This is a genomic window from Acinetobacter sp. ANC 4218 (assembly GCF_002135245.1).
Classification (GTDB): domain Bacteria; phylum Pseudomonadota; class Gammaproteobacteria; order Pseudomonadales; family Moraxellaceae; genus Acinetobacter.
The window spans coordinates 136,506-154,828 of sequence record NZ_NEGD01000010.1; the positions used below are offsets into that span (position 1 = coordinate 136,506).

Below are 18,323 nucleotides of genomic sequence, written 5' to 3' on the forward strand. Positions count from 1 at the left end.
ATCTTTCTACTGTTGTCTTAATGTAGAATACCAAACTTAAAATTCACTTAATATAAAAAACAGTAATAAAAAAGGCGATGTAAAACATCGCCTTTTAGAAAAAAACAACGCACAGATTAGAACTTATATTCCAATCCTGTACCGACTACAGGTTGTTTAGTTTCATTCGAACCTTGTTCAAGAGTCAGATAACCGGCATAACCATACGCTTTCACCTGTTTGTTAAATGCATAATCTGCACCAGCAAAGATTTGTTTTGCTTCATAGTCAGGAGCATTATTAGTAAATGTAGTTGTGTTTTGGCTATATTGTGCTTTTACCGTCCAGGCCTTGGCTGTTGGCAAATTATATTCTGCACCCACTAACCAGCCTTGAGCATCATCAATAAATTCTGAACCAGCAGCATTACCTTTTGCAGTTTCAACTTCTGAAGTTTGATAAAGTGCTTTTAATGCCAAACCACCCTCAAGGTTTACACGGCCAATAGCTCGAATTGTATTTGCAGCTGCAAATAATGATGTTAATTTGCCATCTTTATCAACTGCTGGTAAAACCTCTGGAGAGCTAGCGTTTGAAAAGCCAGAACCTAAGAAAGACGATGGAATGGCTTTATCATACGCAATACCAGCCACAACCACCGGGCTGTCATAGACTACAGATGCAGACCATGCATCGCCTAAACCACGACCAGCAGTTTTAGATGAGCCATTACCTTTTGCAATGCCTGAATCTTCACCAGAGGCCAACAACGCATTCACTTTAATGGCACCTGTAGGCAATTTAATTGCTGGAGATTCATAAATGACTGCATTCGATATACGGGCTTCACCAGTGAAAATACCGTTTACATCTGCTTTGTTAGCAACGTAGTTGTTAAATGTATCAACTGGACTTGAGAGTTGCTTCAATGGCGTGTCATGTGCACCCACTTTTAAAGTACCGAGTTGAGCATCTTTTAAACCGACAAAACGGTTACGCGTCGTCCAGTCTGTACTATCACCATCTGCACTGAGACTCCATTCAATCACATAAACTGCGTTTAGACGATCGTTCAGTTTTTCTTCACCCTTTAAACCAATGAAAGAGCTATTAGAACTAACTTCTACTACATCTTTATCCGAAGTATTGGCATTGTCTTCTGGCAAGTAATCGATACTTGCATCAATTTCCCCATAAAAAGTTGGCGCTGCAAAAGTTGGTGCTGCCAGTAGGCTTAATGCAATCGCTGCTGCTAATTTGGTTTTCATCTATAAATACCCCTAAGTTATTCTGTAACAGATGTTACAATTCAGAAATATTTAAAAAAATGATTTAATTTTTATTTAGTTATCTTATTTAATCCTTAGATTTTAAATGTATATTGAATTGAATTAAAAAGCTTTTAGGGTTTAGAGCAAACTGTTTTTCCATCTCAGAATCGGGAAAATACAGAGCAATGCCAACACAGTGATCAAGCTTAAATAACTCGCATAACCCAAGAGATCGCCTAAAATCCCGCTTAGGCTATACAGTCCACCGCTCACGGTTGCCATCAACGCCACCTGGAAAGTGAAATCTGTTCCTGCCAAATGTTTGCGGCTGTATTGCATGACCAGAGTCAGCATCACCACCAAAAGCATGGCGGAAATCATGTCTTCAGCAGCATTAACCAGATAGATCATCCAGGTTTCAATAGGACCTTGGGTCTCATATTGAACAGCTAGCCATGCATAGGCAGCCAAAGTGAAAATTTTCAAAATAGAAAAACCGAGTAAAGCATGTTCACGGGAAACATACTTCAGGCTGAACCCTGCAAGCCCTGCACCGATGAGTGCAGCCACAGCGCCAAGCATGGTCACATAAATGCCAATTTGGGAAAATGTCAGTCCTAAATCCACCATTAAGGGTTTCAGCAAAGGCCCAGCTAAACCATCGGCAATTTTAAAGGTGATGAGCACCGCTAACCATGCAGCAAGATTTTGCTCTCGATAAAAATAAGCCAGATAATCTTTTATTTTTTGCCAGCGAAATGTTCCTGCTTCGGTACTGGACAGCATATGCTTTAATCGTTGCGGTTCTTTCAGCCATAAAATCGGTAAAGTATTCAACAGCACCAGTCCCGCCAAGATTAAAAATGTGCTTTGCCAATCCAGCCAGTCCAGTGCCCATAAAATAGCTCCCCCACCGACAATAAAGCCCAATCGTGAGCCAATGACCTGAAAGGTGTTGCCCCAATGCTGCTGCTGATTGTTCAGCATATTGACCGCCAGGCCATCGGTAGCAATATCTTGCGTTGCACCGACCAGATTCATACTCAGTAAAGCCACAAAAAAAGCCAGCAAGTATTCAGGCTGGTTTAAAGCCTGAATCGGCAGAAAAGATAAGCCAGTCAATACCACCACACTCAATAACTGGGTCGGAATAATCCAGCTACGGTAATGTCCAAATGCTGCATGGCCAAAATGGTCAACCCATGGTGCCCAGAAAATTTTGATTGACCAGGGCAACATCAATAAGCCAAAACCGCCAATATGTGCCAGTGACACCCCTTGGGCACGTAAAATCACCGGTAAAGCATGGGTCATAAAACCGACGGGTAAACCTTGTGCCCAATATAAAGAGAACAACAAGAGATAGATGTTACGTGTACTCGGCATAGTGGGCCCTTAGGGTCAAAACCGGATTGACTATTTTGATCAGGCAAGCTGAATGACAGTTGATATTTTGCCAATGAATCTTATTTTACAAAAGCTTAACATGTTTAAAAGCCGATAAATTTACCCGGGAGTGCAATCAAACACCATGACTCAACACTTTCCGACCTTGCCCGATCAAGTGCCTGCCCGTAGTGGTCACTTAAGCCGAAATATTTTCAAAAAATTATTTCTTGCCCAAGGCTGGAGTTTTGAGGGTGATTTTCCCAACCTGCAGAAAGCGGTCGCCATTATTTCTCCACACACCTCGAATATCGATGCCTGGCACGGTTTTGCCGCACTGCTTGGACTGGGCATCAAGATCACGGTTTTTGGCAAACACACCTTATTTAACACACCGCTGAAACCCATACTTGAATGGATTGGGGTGATTCCGGTCAATCGCAGTATCCAACAAGGTACCACTCAGCAAATTATCGACTTCATTAATACGCAACAGCAGATCTGGGTCGGTATGGCACCGGAAGGAACACGCAAACAGGCTGAATCGTTTAGAAGTGGTTTTTACCGCATTGCCGTGGGTGCCCATATCCCGATTGTGATGTTTTCACTGGATTATAAAAACAAGGCGATACACTGCCTGGGTGTGTTTCAGCCAACGGGAAATTATGCGCAGGATGTAGAACAAATTTTAGATCACTATACCGGCAAATTTTCAGCCAAAAATCCGGACTGGTTAGCCAAGCCATTACAAAAGCGTTTAAAAAATAACTAGTCAAAATAACAATTATCTGCTGTCATGTGCACAACTTTTCATCAAATTGATATACAAATTCAACCATGAAGCTTGTGCAATATTCTTTCATTGCTCTACTAGGGCTTGGACTGATTGGCTGTGATAAAACCACCAAAACACCACCGCAAACCACAACCATCAAGGCACGTGAACCTGTCATTGCCATTGCGCTTGGGGGTGGCGGGGCTAAAGGATTTGCCCATATTGGTGTGCTGAAAGTTTTAGAATCACATGGCATTAAGCCGAAAATCGTCACCGGGACCAGTGCCGGAAGTTTTGTCGGCAGTATTTATGCCAGTGGTAAAACGCCTTATCAACTACAGCAAATTGCACTGACTTTAAAAGAATCGGATATCCGTGATTTAACCCTGAACAGTCAAGGTGTGGTGCAAGGTCAAAAATTGCAGAATTATGTCAACCAGCATATTGCTAATAAACCGATTGAGAAATTCCCGATTCGCTTTGCAGCTGTTGCGACCCGTCTGGACACCGGCACTAAAGCTGAATTTATTAAAGGCAATGCCGGTCAGGCGGTGCGTGCTTCCTGCAGTATCCCCAATGTCTTTGTTCCCGCTACCATCGGTGGGAAACAGTATGTCGATGGGGGGCTGGTCAGCCCGATTCCGGTGAAAACCGCGAAAGCGATGGGTGCAGATATTGTTATTGCCGTCGACATTTCTGCACGACCGAGTGGCAATCAACCGATGAATATGTGGGGCCTACTGGACCAGACCATCAATATTATGGGTCAACAAAGCATTCATGAAGAACTGAATCAGGCCAATGTGATCATTCAGCCTAAAGTAGGACATTTAGGCACGCTGGATTTAAAAGCCAGCAATACATCCATTCTGGAAGGCGAAAAAGCGACCCAGCTGAAAATCATCGCCATAAAAAAGGCAATCAGCGACTTTAAAAAATCACCCGCAGCCTTTAAACCCGCGCCAAAATCCAGAATCTAAAAAATATGCTTTTTTAATATTCAAAGACTTATTCATCTGCTAAATTGATATGGAGGCCTCATGGTCTCTCTTTATTTTGACAATACACGAGTAGATGTATGGAATTTGCATTCGAACCTTGGCATTGGTTTGTACTCGGGGTATTACTGATGCTTTCTGAATTGGTAATCCCCGCTTTTGCTGCACTATGGTTTGGCATCGCAGCCATCATGGTCGGTGTTTTATTCTGGATGTTTCCGATGATGGGCTTAACCACTCAGATTGTCACCTGGATTATCCTGTCTGTGCTATGCACATTGTTGTGGTTCAAATTTATCAAACCACTTTCAATTGATAAAACCAAAGCCGGTTTATCCCGTGAAGCGACTATTGGTCAGGTGGGCATGGTCATTCAGACTCATATGCAGCATGACCTGATCACGGTGCGTTTTCCCATGCCGGTTTTGGGGTCAGATGAGTGGAACTGTCGGACGCTGTCTCCGGTAGAAGTGGGTGATCGGGTTCGCGTGGTCGATATTCTCGGCAATGATCTGGTGGTTAAACCACACCATCCCAATAACGAAAATATATAAGTGAGGAAATAACATGTCTGGTGGAACAATTATTGTTTTAGCACTGCTGGTTTTTGCCGGCGTGACCATTTTTAAAGGGGTGCGCATTGTCCCGCAGGGTTATAAATGGATCGTGCAACGTCTGGGTAAATACCATACCACTTTGGGACCGGGACTCAGTTTTGTCATTCCGTATATTGATGAAGTGGCTTATAAAGTCACCACCAAAGATATCGTGCTGGATATTCCTTCACAGGAAGTCATTACCCGTGACAATGCGGTGCTGCTGATGAATGCAGTAGCGTACATTAATATCACTACCCCGGAAAAAGCGGTTTACGGCATTGAAAACTATACTTGGGCCATTCAGAACCTGGTGCAAACTTCACTGCGTTCAATTGTCGGTGAAATGGATCTGGATGATGCGCTATCCTCACGTGATCACATTAAAGCCAAACTGAAAGCCGCCATTTCCGATGATATTTCCGATTGGGGCATTACCCTGAAAACCGTGGAAATTCAGGATATTCAACCCTCATCGACCATGCAGGCTGCAATGGAAGCACAAGCGGCTGCCGAGCGTCAGCGTCGTGCTACCGTGACCAAGGCAGATGGTGAAAAACAGGCAGCAATTTTGGAAGCCGATGGCCGCCTGGAAGCTTCACGCCGTGATGCAGAAGCACAAGTCGTCTTGGCTGAAGCCTCACAGAAAGCCATTGAGATGGTGACTTCAGCAGTCGGCGACAAGGAAATTCCGGTGGCTTATTTGCTGGGTGAACAATATGTCAAAGCCATGCAGGACATGTCGAAATCCAATAATGCAAAAACGGTGGTGTTACCTGCCGACATCATGAACACCATTCGTGGAGTAATGGGACGCAATCAGTAAACTACTCTTTTATATTAAAAAATAGACAGCAAAAGCTGTCTATTTTTATTTCAGCCAAGAAAAACTCAGCATTTTTTTTTAATCTATGGTTAAATTTCGCGTTATTTTTTTGAAATGATTTGTGCTTGTTCTTTAAAAGCCTGTGTTTCGATCTACTGTCCACCGTGTAACTGGATACCGTATGAACTCCCTGAATCCGACCTTAATTACCTTTCTTTTTTATATTGTCGCCATGATCGCGATTGGCCTTCTGGCTTATCGCGCGACAGCCAATTTTTCTGATTACATTTTGGGGGGTCGTCGTTTAGGTAGTTTCGTGACGGCGCTCTCTGCCGGTGCTTCAGATATGAGTGGATGGCTGCTGATGGGCTTGCCGGGTGCAATTTATCTTTCAGGTTTATCTGAAATGTGGATTGCAATTGGCCTGATTATTGGTGCATGGCTCAACTGGCTGCTGGTTGCTGGACGTTTACGTGTACACACCGAAGTACAGCACAATGCCCTGACCTTGCCAGACTATTTTTCCAACCGCTTTAATGACCAGAAGAAAATTTTACGTGTGGCATCGGCTTTCATTATTCTGATTTTCTTTGCCATTTATTGTGCTTCCGGCATGGTGGCTGGTGCGCGCCTGTTTGAAAATATGTTTGACCTGTCCTATAGCACGGCACTATGGATCAGTGCCATTGCCACCATCAGTTATGTATTTATCGGTGGCTTCCTCGCGGTCAGCTGGACCGACACCATTCAAGCGTCATTGATGATTTTTGCTCTGTTACTCACCCCTATTGTGACCATTCTGAGCTTCTCGGACCTGTCTCAAATGACCCTGGCACTTGAAGCTGCACGTCCACAAGCGATGGATATCATGGGTGATCTAAGCTTTGTGGCGATTATGTCCTTACTTGCCTGGGGCTTAGGCTACTTTGGTCAACCACATATTCTGGTGCGTTTTATGGCAGCAGATTCGGTGAAATCCATTCCCAATGCACGCCGTATCGGTATGACCTGGATGACGTTATGTCTAGGTGGTGCGGTGGCAGCAGGCTTCTTTGGGATTGCCTACTTCCAGCAGCATCCGGAACTGGCTGGTGCTGTGACGGCCAATCCTGAAACCGTATTTATGGAACTGACCAAGATTCTGTTTAATCCGTGGATTGCAGGTATTGTACTGGCTGCCATTTTAGCCGCGGTGATGAGTACTCTGAGTTGTCAGTTACTGGTCTGCTCAAGTACGCTAACCGAAGACTTTTACAAATCCTTCTTGCGTAAAAATGCCACACAAAAAGAACTGGTCTGGATTGGCCGCCTCATGGTGTTGCTGATCGCCCTGCTTGCCATCTGGATGGCTGGAAACCCTGAATCCAAGGTTTTAGGTTTGGTGGCTTATGCCTGGGCAGGTTTTGGTGCAGCCTTTGGTCCACTGATTATTCTGTCTTTGTTCTGGCGTCGTATGACTTTAAATGGCGCACTTGCAGGTATGCTGGTCGGAGCTGTGGTGGTGATTCTATGGAAAAACCTGTTGGGTGATACCGGTGTTTATGAAATTATTCCCGGCTTCATTGCTTCAATCATTGCCATTGTCGTGGTCAGCCTTCTGGGTAAAGCCCCTTCTGCTGAAGTCACCACCCGTTTCGATGAAGGTGACCAGCTATATAAAGCATCTAAATAATTTTTACAGTCTGTACGTATAAAAAAGAGGACATATGATCCTCTTTTTTATAGTCTGGGCTGCTGTATTTGAACCAAATTAACTTTTACGCGCCAATAAAAATTCTGAAATCCGGTTCAATTCAGCTGCATTTTCAGCAAACATCTCCAAAGCATTAAAGGCTTGGTCATGCAGCTCTTTGGCATAGGCTTGAGCTTTTTCCAGACCCATGAGTGCAGGATAAGTTGATTTATCCACTTGCTCATCCTTACCCGCAGTTTTTCCCAGTACTGCTGTATCGGAAATAATATCCAGAATGTCATCCTGTACCTGAAAGGCCAGTCCAATCGCTTGCGCATATTCACGCAGTTTAGGAATGGCAGGATCTGTGCCTTCAAATACGGTCACGGCTGTCATCATCACGGCTGCAGAAATCAGGGCACCGGTTTTATTGCGGTGAATATTTTCCAGAGCATCCTGATCAACACGCTTACCTTCAGCCTGTAAATCCAGCACCTGACCACAGACCATTTTCGAGCTGGCAGTCGCCAGAATTTGCATCTGTTTTAAAATAATGGTCGGAGCAACTGCCGGGCCCTGATCAAACAGGCGACTGCCCAAGATTTCAAAGGCCATCGACTGCAAAATATCCCCTGCCAATAATGCCGTATCTTCCCCAAAAGCGACATGACAGGTCGGTTGACCACGACGCAAGGAATCATTATCCATACAGGGTAAATCATCATGGGCCAGTGAATAACAGTGAATCATTTCAATGGCGACTGCAGCACGGCGTACGGCAGCAAAATTTGCATTCGGTTTTAAAGCAGCGGTGGCATAACAAAGTGCAGGACGTACCCGTTTTCCACCCAGCATGACTGCATGATACACAGCCCCTTTAAGCGGCTCCGGAATAGAAAATGCGTCTAATGCCGTTAATAAATCTTGTTGAATACGTTGCTGTGCTTGAGTTAATGCATTTGCTTGCACGTCAGTTAAAGATGACACATTCGCCTCGAATACTTTGCTTTGGGAATAGATCGGGAAAATTAAAAATGACCCCGATCTAATATACAACGCTCTTGTCACCTTCGACAGAGAACTTGCGATTCCTCATCTACATGAGAATTGAACCGTCATCATCGTTTAAGCTTTAATCAGGCTAACTTATTGATCAATGACAAGCAGCATGATACTGCTTTCTCGCAAGATTCTCTATCTTGTTTGCTATTTCAAGCTATCTTCCGGAATTCGAACCCAGCCTTCCATCAGTACCCGCGCACTGCGGCTCATAACAGCTTTTTTGACCACCCATTGTCCATTTTCCTGCACAGCTTGTGCGCCGACTCTTAAGGTACCTGATGGATGTCCAAAGCGTACTGCTTCACGTACTCCGCCACCTGCTGCCAGATTAACCAAAGTTCCAGGAATCGCAGCAGCCGTACCGATAGCCACTGCAGCCGTTCCCATCATGGCATGATGCAGTTTACCCATCGACAAGGCACGAACCAGCAAATCGACATCAGTGGTTTGAATATCTTTACCGCTTGAAGATGTATAGGCTTTAGGTTTCGATACAAAGGCAATTTTCGGGGTATGCTGGCGCTTTTCCGCTTCGGAAATATCCTGAATCAGACCCATCTGTTTGGCGCCATAAGCGCGGATGGTTTCAAAACGTGCCAGAGCTTGGGCATCGCCATTAATGGCATCCTGTAATTCAGTACCTTCATAACCAATATCTTCTGCATTTAAAAAAATGGTCGGAATACCGGCATTAATAAAGGTCGCCTGGAAAGTTCCGATTTCTGGCACTTCCAGGGTATCTACGACATTCCCCGTTGGGAACATGGCTCCGCCCTCTTCACCATCATCAGCCGGGTCCAGAAATTCAATGGCAACTTCAGCTGCCGGGAAAGTCACCCCATCCAGCTCAAAATCACCAGTTTCCTGCACCTGTCCATTGGTGATCGGCACATGGGCAATAATGGTTTTTTGGATATTGGCTTGCCAGATACGGACTGTACAAATGCCATTTTCCGGAATACGTTCTGCACTGACCAAGCCATTCGAAATGGCAAATGAGCCGACTGCAGCCGTTAAATTTCCGCAGTTACCGCTCCAGTCCACAAAAGGCTGATCAATCGAAACCTGTCCAAATAAATAATCGACATCATGATCTGGCTGGGCACTTTTGGCCAAAATCACGGTTTTACTGGTACTTGAAGTTGCTCCACCCATGCCATCAATCTGCTTGCCATACGGATCAGGACTACCAATTACACGCAGCAATAACTGATCACGCACTTTTCCAGCCTGCTGTGCAGCTTGGGGCAAGTCATCCAGTTTAAAGAACACCCCTTTACTGGTACCGCCACGCATATAAGTTGCTGGAATCTTGATTTGTGGAGCAAAACTCATTTCTCTTTTATCCTTTCATTTATCATTGTTGTACATCGCCGTCAGCAAAATGCTAAAAAGTATCATAGCGATTTTTTTATGAAATAGATGCTTTCTTGACTTAAGTATAAAAAACGAATATCAAACTTTTTTTCATCATTTACCTCATTTTATTTTATGTATTAAAAAATAAAATTAATTTATTGATTCAAAATAGGAATATATAAAATATTTTTTATATGATTATTTTTTAACAATCCCTCTCTAGAGCCCGTACTAGGCTTATACATTTCAATCTATTACAATCCATTTCAATCCTTTCCTTACACATTGTCGGGCTGAATACTTTGAACAACGAGTCTTCCAAACTTCAGCGTGGCTTAAAGAACCGTCATATCCAACTGATCGCCATGGGCGGTGCAATTGGGACAGGCTTATTCTTAGGTTCCGCACAGGTCATCCAATCTGCTGGTCCTTCCATCATTTTGGGTTATGCCATTGGTGGTTTAATCGCCTTTTTAATCATGCGCCAGCTGGGCGAAATGATTGTTCATGAGCCTGTAGCAGGATCATTTAGCCACTTTGCCAATAAATATTGGGGCAAATTCCCGGGCTTCCTGGCGGGCTGGAATTACTGGATTTTGTACGTTCTGGTTGCCATGACAGAGCTTACCGCAGTTGCCAAATATATTAATTACTGGTGGCCACATATTCCTGCATGGGCTTCGGTACTGTTCTTTTTCATTGTCATTACTCTGGTCAATCTCGGCAATGTCAAGTTTTATGGCGAATCCGAATTCTGGCTTTCCATTGTTAAAGTGACTGCCGTGATTTCCATGATTGTTTTCGGCCTGTATTTATTACTGACCGCAGATGCAGGATCAACCTCTTCATTTAGCAATCTTTGGTCACATGGCGGTTTCTTCCCGAATGGTTTTGAAGGCCTGTTCTATATGCTGGCTTTCCTCATGTTCGCCTTTGGCGGTATTGAACTGATTGGTATGGCGGCTGCAGAAGCCAAAGACCCGGAAAAGACCATTCCTAAGGCCATTAACCAGGTCGTGTTCCGTATTCTGATTTTCTATATTGGCTCACTCACGATTCTTTTATCCTTAGTGCCTTGGAACCAGCTGGAACTGGGTGGTATGGATAAAAGTCCATTTGTAATGATTTTCAGTCAACTCGGAATTGGCTGGGCAGCACATCTACTCAATTTCATTATCTTGACTGCGGCACTGTCTGTTTATAACAGCGGTATGTATGCCAATAGCCGTATGCTGTATGGTCTGGCACAGCAAGGCAATGCACCGAAAGCATTCCTGAAAGTAAATAAACAAGGTGTGCCTATCCCTGCTGTTTTATTCTCAGCCCTGCTCATTTTCGGTTGTGTGCTTTTAAACTACTTTGTCCCAGAAGACGCTTTGGGCCACTTGATGTATGTGGTCGTAGGTGCCTTGGTACTCAACTGGGCCATGATTAGTTTGACACATTTGAAATTCAAACAGGCTGTCAAAAACGCTGCGATTCAAACCAAGTTCCCGGCACTCTGGGCTCCTCTCAGCAATTATGTGGTACTGATCTTTATTGCGACAGTACTTTATATTATGTGGACCCAAGGTTTTAAAGAATCCGTATTAATGATTCCCGTCTGGATAGTGCTGATGTTTGGCCTATTTAAAAGCCTAAAGACGAAGAAATCTTAAACATAAAAATCATTTTAAAAAGTTATTGTTTCGACAATAACTTTTTTTTTACCGATATTTGCGTTAAATTAGCTGCGCATTGCGCCCTTAGCTTAACTGGATAGAGCAGTTGCCTCCTAAGCGACCGACGTGGGTTCGAGTCCCGCAGGGCGCACAATACTTTTCACCCTAGAATTTTTAATAAAAATAATCTAAAGCCCTATTCAGCCTGCCAGATCTCGCTTCCCTACCTACCTATATTTAAACTTTCCCTTAGTCAGGTAATGATACGAGTGTTTTAAAATTCCCAAATAGCAATTAATAATAAAAAATATTTAAAAAATTAAATTTCCTGACCTCCTGTTTTTTAATTTCAATTATTACGCTTAAAAAGAGAACTCTATCACATAAAAATATGATACTTTTTATGATAAATGATCACTTTTTAATCAAATAAATATTCAAACAAAATAATTATCAATTAAATTTAATTTATTATTTTTCAATTATTTAAAATAAACTATTAGTATAAATTTAGACTAAAAACTCTAATACGTTCATTTTTTAAACTCTATAGTTTTTTATAGAGCATTTACTCTTTTTTTTATTGTGCTATTTTTGTCACATGGAGTAACAAATGATATCTGGTTATATAACTGATATTAGGAAAATAAATTTAGCGCATTCAAAAACACAAATCAGCCGTAATAAAATTTGTACCTCAAGGAAAGACACAAAATGAAATTAAAAACTCTTAGTACCGCAATGATTCTTGCAACAGTACCAATGACAGGTGCATTTGCAGCTGCACTAGATCGCTCAGGTCAATCTATTTCAGCCTTCCTACAACCGGGTAACTATTTCGAAGCGGGTATTTCTGTTTTAGATCCAAATGTTTCAGGTAAAGTAAATAATGGATATACTCCAAACCCAGCAGCTCCAGCAAGTGCTATTGGGCTTCAAAATACAAACTTATCAGATATGGGAGATGATTATTATTTTCCAAGCGCAGCATTAAAATTACAGCTTACTGATAATTTCTCTTTTGGCTTAATTTACGATCAGCCTTTCGGAGCTGATGCAACTTATTCAGCCACAGACTCAAGTTCACCTGCTGTACTACCAGGTGCATTAGCCGCATTTCAAGGTCAAGGTTTATTCCATAATGGTTCTGAATCAACTAAAGTTGAAGTAAAAACACAAAATATATCAATGCTATTTGGTTTCCAACCAAATAAAAATTTAAATTTTTATGCAGGTCCAGTTTATCAAACTGTTGAAGGTGACGTTCAATTACGTGGTCTAGCATATGGCGGTAGCAGTACATTTGGCTCTTATAATGCCAATATGGAAGAAGACGGTTCAGTCGGCTGGTTAGCTGGTTTTGCTTATCAAATTCCTGATATTGCTCTCAAAGCATCTTTAACCTATCGTTCTGAAATTGACCATGATGCAAAAACCACCGAAACTTTTAATACAGGTTTATTTGCTGGTCTTAACCTACAACCAAATTCAAGTACTTCAATCACGACACCACAATCTGTTAACTTGGATTTCCAAACCGGCATCATGGCAGATACCGTAGCATTTGCTAATGTACGCTGGGTTGAATGGTCTAACTTCTCCATTCGCCCACCTAAATTTGGTACAGCTAGTGTACAAGCACCTGTTGTAGCTTCAACTGGAAAACCAAATGGCTTTGATTTAGTTGCATATTCCGATGATCAAATTTCTGCAACTGTTGGTGTTGGTCGTAAACTGAGTGAGCAATGGGCTGGTAACGTTTCAGTAGGTTATGATACTGGTGCAGGTAACCCTGTATCTACCCTTGGTCCAACAGAAGGTTACTGGAATGTTGGTTTAGGTTTACAATTCAGCCCAGCACCAAACTACTTCATCGCGGGTGGTGTGAAATACTTCTGGTTAGGTGATGCTAAAGCACAATCTGGCGCACAATTTGGTACTCCTAATACAGTTGCTAGCTTTGAAGACAACGATGCACTTGCATACGGCTTAAAAATTGGTTACCGCTTCTAATCTTATTTAACCAAACAATAAAAGACCATTGTTCGCAATGGTCTTTTTTTTCAGTCTTTGATTAGCATTTAATATACACTTATAAATTAATAGCTGTATTTTCAATCAAACGGTTAATTTTTTATTTTGAAATTTACTCCATTCTTTATAATTTTCTTTTTATTTAAAAATCATAAAGATAATTTAATAAAAATAGAATTATTACTCTATCAAGCATCATTTGTGTGCTTACAAGTCAATTATTAAACTCTAGCAGAGTATTTACTCTTTTTTTATTTATGTTACTTTTCCAGCACTTTTAGTTACAAAATGGCATCAGGGAAAGAACCATGAAGCTCAACAAAATATATTCAGCAGTTTTAATTAGCTTACTTCCATCTGCTTCAGTATTTGCCGCTGGCTTAGATCGCTCAGGTCAATCTATCACCGCATTTTTACAACCCGGAAATTATGCCGAAGCTGGAATTTCCGTTCTAGATCCGGATGTTAAAGGTAAAGATCGAAGTGGCCATCATGTCGGTGATATGGGAGATGACTACTCTTTCCCCTCTGCTGCCATTAAAGTTCAAGCCACAGATAAAATTTCCCTAGGTCTTTTATACGACCAACCTTATGGTGCAGATGCTACTTATCAAGTTGACGGTTCAGACTTCTCAGACCCAACACTTAAAGAAGGTACAAAAGTAGAAGTCCGTACTAATAATTTAACTGCTTTGATTGGTTATCAACCAACAGCAAACTGGAATTTTTATGCAGGTCCGGTTTGGCAAACTGTTGAGGCTGATATTAAATTACGTGGTGCAGCTTATTCATTATTAAGTGGTTACAACATTAAAGTTGATCAAAAACAAGCGTATGGTTGGTTAGCTGGATTTGCTTATCAAATCCCAGAAATAGCCTTAAAGGCTGCTGTAACTTATCGTTCAGAAATCAAACATAAAGCTAATTCTACAGAAACAAGTAATTTAGCTGCTCTTGGTGCAAGCATTCCTGCAACAGGCCATCCATATAGTCCTTACAAACCATTTTTATCAACTTTAGGCTACAAAGAAAGCATACTTGATGCTACAACGCCTCAATCTGTAAATATTGATTTACAAACAGGTATTGCCGCAAACACTTTAGCATTTGCAAACTTACGCTGGGTACATTGGGATCAATTCGCAGTTAAACCTGAATTGTTAGCTCAAGCATCTACATTTGCAAAAGGCAAAGCGCAAAACCTGATTGATTACTCAAACGATCAATACTCTGTAACTACAGGTCTTTCACATAAATTCAATACTAAGTGGGCGGGTACAGCAGCTGTAGGCTACGATTCTGGCGCAGGCAACCCTGTAACTACTTTAGGCCCAACTGAAGGCTATTGGAGTGTTGGTCTAGGTGGACAATACAGTCCTGCAGAAAACTACTTTATTCAAGCTGGGGTTAAATACTTCTGGCTAGGCGATGCTCAAGCTCAAACTGGCGGCGCTATAAAAGCTGATTTCACTGATAACCATGCAATGGGTTATGGTCTGAAAATCGGTTACCGCTTCTAATTGCATTAAAAATTAGGACTAAAGAAGAAAGGGCGCCATTGGCGCCCTTTCTTTTTATTGCATAAACTTAAAAAATATTAAGCTGGAATATTACGTACTGAAGCATTACGAATTGCTTCTTTTAACGCGTCATAACCGTGAATCGGTGGGAACTGAGGAAATTCAGCAATGACATTTTCCGGTGCATCAAACAAGAAACCGTGGTCTGCTTCGCCCAGCATCGTGGTATCGTTATAGGAATCACCTGCTGCAATCACACGAAAGTTCAAACCATGCAGTGCTTTAACTGCCTGGCGTTTTTGATCTGGCTGACGAAGTTTATAAGCTGTAATCATGCCATTTTCATCAGTTTCTAACTTGTGACAGAAAATGGTTGGCCAATCGAGTTGCTTCATTAAAGGATGAGCAAACTCATAGAACGTATCGGAAAGAATAATCAATTGAAAATGTGTACTCACCCATTTCACAAATTCTTTTGCCCCAGGGAAAGGCCCCATCTCTGCAATTACTTCCTGAATATCATTTAAGCCTAAACCATGCTCTTTTAAGATATTCAGGCGCTGCGTCATTAACACATCGTAGTCTGGAATATCACGTGTAGTAGCTTCCAACGCTTTAATTCCAGTTTTCTTGGCAAAGTTAATCCAAATTTCCGGAACCAACACCCCTTCAAGATCAAGACATACGATTTCCATGGGCTCTCCCAATGTCAGTAAAAAATTTTGCGTTATGATAGCTTAAAAATAGAGATTTCAGGGGCTGTTTTTTAAATCTATTTTATTCATAAGCATTTATTTTTTAGTGCTAAGCAGATTATTTCAATTCCATTAAAATCATTGTGAATTAAACTAATATAGGTTTTTAAGTGTCCAAGCCTATACGCCAGGAACTATCATGACTACAATCCCTACCATTGACCTTGTTGATGCACTTGCATCTGAATATGCCGATAAATCTCCCAGCGAGATTCTGGAACTTGCTTTAAGTCAAGAAGGTGAAATTGCCATTTCATTTTCAGGTGCTGAAGATGTGGTTTTAATTGATATGGCTTCTCATTTGGGCAAACCTTTTCGTGTCTTCAGTCTAGATACCGGTCGTTTACATGCAGAAACCTATCAATTTATCGACCAGGTCCGTAAACATTATAATATTGAGATCGAAATTTGTTTCCCTGAAACAGAAGTGATGCAAAAACTGGTGACTGAAAAAGGTTTTTTCAGCTTCTATCAGGATGGCCATCAGGAATGTTGCGGTATCCGTAAAGTTCAACCCTTACGCAAAAAGCTGGCTACACTGGATGGCTGGATTACCGGTCAACGTAAAGATCAAAGTCCGGGGACTCGTAATGAAATTCCAGTGGTGCAAGCAGATGCCGGTTTTTCAGGTCCAGGAAAACAGCTGATTAAGTATAATCCTTTGGCAAACTGGTCAAGTTCCGACGTGTGGAACTATATCCGCATGATGGAAATCCCTTATAATCCGTTGCATGAGCGTGGTTTTATTTCGATTGGTTGTGAGCCCTGCACCCGTCCTGTATTGCCAAATCAGCATGAACGTGAAGGCCGCTGGTGGTGGGAAGAGGCGACCCATAAAGAATGCGGGTTACACGCAGGAAATTTAAAATAATATTTAAAAAAATCACTGTTATTCAGTGATTTTTTTAACTTATCATTACACATAAAGCAGTTCATTTCTTTTTGAAAAAAGATATACTAAAAACACTCTTTTATATAATTCTAACAAGCCTGTTCATATAAGAACAGGCACAAAATTGCAGTGAGGCATTCAACGCTATGCGTCCATTACACCCAATTGATTTTATTTTTCTGTCACTTGAAAAGCGTCAGCAACCGATGCACGTCGGTGGGCTGTTCCTGTTTCAAATTCCTGACAATGCACCTGATACATTTATTCAAGACCTCGTTGCTGATATTCGTAAATCCAAATGTCTTCCTGTTGCGCCTTTTAATAATAAACTCAATGGACTATTTTGGGATGAAGACCAAGAATTTGATCTAGACCATCATTTCCGCCACATTGCACTACCGCACCCGGGTCGAATCCGTGAATTACTGACTTATATTTCACAAGAACATAGCGCACTGCTTGATCGTGCCAAACCACTCTGGACCTGCAACATTATTGAAGGCATTGAAGGCAACCGCTTTGCCATGTACTTTAAAATTCACCATGCTATGGTTGATGGTATTGCCGGTATGCGTTTAGTAGAAAAATCACTATCCTATGATCCAGAAGCCAAGAGTATTGTGCCACTCTGGTGTGTCGAAGGTCCTCGTGCTAAACGATTAAAAGAGCCGAAAGCAAGTCGTATAAAGAAAGTCATGGGGGCTGTAAAATCACAATTTGAAGCGACCCCTAAAGTCATGTATGAACTATCGCAAACCATCTGCAAAGATATGGGGCGCAATCCGGACTATGTTTCCAGCTTCCAGGCACCCAGCAGCATTTTAAATCAGCGAGTCAGTTCATCACGCCGTTTTGCCGCACAATCCTTTGAATTGGGCCGCTTAAGCAAAATCGCAAAAGCACTGGGTGTCACCATCAATGATGTAGTCTTGGCCATCTGTTCTGGCGCACTGCGTGAGTATTTGATCAGTCATCACGCATTGCCGAAAAAACCGCTGATTGCTATGGTTCCAGCTTCAATTCGTGATGATGATTCTGAAGTTTCAAACCGTATTACCATGATTTTGGCTAATCTGGGTACGCATAAAGATACGCCTTTAGAACGCCTGCAAATTATTCGCCGTAGTGTGTTAAATGCCAAGCAGCGGTTCAAACGCATGAATTCAAATCAAATTTTAAACTATAGCGCATTAGTTTACGGTGCAGCTGGTTTAAATATTGTCTCGGGAATGATGCCAAAACGCCAAGCGTTCAATATTGTGATTTCTAACGTGCCAGGGCCACGCGAACCGCTATACTGGAATGGTGCAAAACTGGACGCACTCTATCCAGCTTCAATTGTACTGGATGGACAGGCACTGAATATTACCATGACCAGCTATCTGGATAAACTGGAAGTGGGGTTAACCGGTTGTCGTAATGCCTTACCGAAAATGCAAAACTTGCTCACGCACCTGGAAGATGAAATTCAGCGCTTTGAAGAAATTGTAGGTCAAGATATTCCACCAAAAAAGTTAAAAGCGGTGAGTTAACCGCA

Annotated in this window: 15 protein-coding genes and 1 tRNA gene; 11 read left to right on the forward strand and 5 right to left on the reverse strand. The window is 42.0% G+C overall.

Going from position 1 to position 18,323, the window contains the following annotated elements; genetic code table 11:
- Window positions 1–116: 116 nt before the first annotated feature.
- Window positions 117–1,247 carry a porin gene (locus B9T38_RS11320; RefSeq protein ID WP_086196890.1) on the reverse strand — a complete coding sequence of 377 codons (1,131 nt, stop codon included), beginning with the start codon at window positions 1,245–1,247 and terminating at the stop codon, window positions 117–119.
- A gap of 141 nt (window positions 1,248–1,388) precedes the next feature.
- The gene (locus B9T38_RS11325) at window positions 1,389–2,636 is read right to left on the reverse strand and encodes an MFS transporter (protein WP_086196891.1); all 1,248 of its coding nucleotides are present in this window, start codon (window positions 2,634–2,636) and stop codon (window positions 1,389–1,391) included.
- Window positions 2,637–2,781: 145 nt separating this feature from the next.
- Here B9T38_RS11325 and B9T38_RS11330 point away from each other — a divergent pair, with 145 nt between their 5' ends.
- The 5 genes from B9T38_RS11330 (at window position 2,782) to putP (ending at window position 7,503) form a co-directional block, all read left to right on the forward strand.
- Window positions 2,782–3,408: a 1-acyl-sn-glycerol-3-phosphate acyltransferase gene (locus B9T38_RS11330; RefSeq protein ID WP_086196892.1), complete on the forward strand. Its 627-nt coding sequence runs from the start codon at window positions 2,782–2,784 to the stop codon at window positions 3,406–3,408.
- Between the two features lie 65 nt (window positions 3,409–3,473).
- Window positions 3,474–4,391 carry a patatin-like phospholipase family protein gene (locus tag B9T38_RS11335; protein ID WP_086196893.1) on the forward strand — a complete coding sequence of 306 codons (918 nt, stop codon included), beginning with the start codon at window positions 3,474–3,476 and terminating at the stop codon, window positions 4,389–4,391.
- Between the two features lie 98 nt (window positions 4,392–4,489).
- Window positions 4,490–4,963, forward strand: coding sequence for an NfeD family protein (locus B9T38_RS11340; protein ID WP_086196894.1), 474 nt, complete (start codon window positions 4,490–4,492; stop codon window positions 4,961–4,963).
- Between the two features lie 13 nt (window positions 4,964–4,976).
- A complete protein-coding gene (locus B9T38_RS11345) occupies window positions 4,977–5,831 on the forward strand; it encodes an SPFH domain-containing protein (protein WP_086196895.1) in 855 nt (284 codons plus the stop codon).
- Window positions 5,832–6,012: 181 nt separating this feature from the next.
- Window positions 6,013–7,503 carry a sodium/proline symporter PutP gene (gene putP, locus B9T38_RS11350; RefSeq protein WP_086196896.1) on the forward strand — a complete coding sequence of 497 codons (1,491 nt, stop codon included), beginning with the start codon at window positions 6,013–6,015 and terminating at the stop codon, window positions 7,501–7,503.
- A gap of 78 nt (window positions 7,504–7,581) precedes the next feature.
- Here the strand turns inward: putP and B9T38_RS11355 are convergent, their stop codons facing one another.
- On the reverse strand, window positions 7,582–8,490 hold the full coding sequence (locus B9T38_RS11355; protein WP_086196897.1) for a polyprenyl synthetase family protein: 909 nt from the start codon (window positions 8,488–8,490) through the stop codon (window positions 7,582–7,584).
- 219 nt (window positions 8,491–8,709) lie between these two features.
- Window positions 8,710–9,900: a 2-methylaconitate cis-trans isomerase PrpF gene (gene prpF / locus B9T38_RS11360; protein WP_086196898.1), complete on the reverse strand. Its 1,191-nt coding sequence runs from the start codon at window positions 9,898–9,900 to the stop codon at window positions 8,710–8,712.
- Window positions 9,901–10,226: 326 nt separating this feature from the next.
- On the opposite strand from prpF, the gene B9T38_RS11365 reads away from it, so the two are divergent.
- The 4 genes from B9T38_RS11365 to B9T38_RS11380 all read left to right on the forward strand — a co-directional run bounded on the left by B9T38_RS11365 (window position 10,227) and on the right by B9T38_RS11380 (window position 15,139).
- Complete coding sequence (locus B9T38_RS11365) at window positions 10,227–11,582, forward strand: amino acid permease (RefSeq protein WP_086196899.1); 1,356 nt, start codon at window positions 10,227–10,229, stop codon at window positions 11,580–11,582.
- A gap of 81 nt (window positions 11,583–11,663) precedes the next feature.
- A tRNA-Arg gene (locus B9T38_RS11370) sits at window positions 11,664–11,736 on the forward strand.
- 563 nt (window positions 11,737–12,299) lie between these two features.
- Entirely contained in the window at window positions 12,300–13,598 is a 1,299-nt protein-coding gene (locus tag B9T38_RS11375; protein WP_086196900.1) for an OmpP1/FadL family transporter, read from the forward strand.
- A 329-nt stretch (window positions 13,599–13,927) separates the two neighbouring features.
- Entirely contained in the window at window positions 13,928–15,139 is a 1,212-nt protein-coding gene (locus B9T38_RS11380; RefSeq protein WP_086196901.1) for an OmpP1/FadL family transporter, read from the forward strand.
- Between the two features lie 77 nt (window positions 15,140–15,216).
- Here the strand turns inward: B9T38_RS11380 and thrH are convergent, their stop codons facing one another.
- Entirely contained in the window at window positions 15,217–15,834 is a 618-nt protein-coding gene (gene thrH, locus B9T38_RS11385; RefSeq protein ID WP_086196902.1) for a bifunctional phosphoserine phosphatase/homoserine phosphotransferase ThrH, read from the reverse strand.
- A gap of 199 nt (window positions 15,835–16,033) precedes the next feature.
- On the opposite strand from thrH, the gene B9T38_RS11390 reads away from it, so the two are divergent.
- Window positions 16,034–16,765 (forward strand): phosphoadenylyl-sulfate reductase, encoded by a 732-nt coding sequence (locus B9T38_RS11390; RefSeq protein ID WP_086196903.1) that lies wholly within the window; start codon window positions 16,034–16,036, stop codon window positions 16,763–16,765.
- A 167-nt stretch (window positions 16,766–16,932) separates the two neighbouring features.
- Window positions 16,933–18,318, forward strand: coding sequence for a WS/DGAT/MGAT family O-acyltransferase (locus B9T38_RS11395; RefSeq protein WP_086196904.1), 1,386 nt, complete (start codon window positions 16,933–16,935; stop codon window positions 18,316–18,318).
- Window positions 18,319–18,323 lie beyond the last annotated feature (5 nt).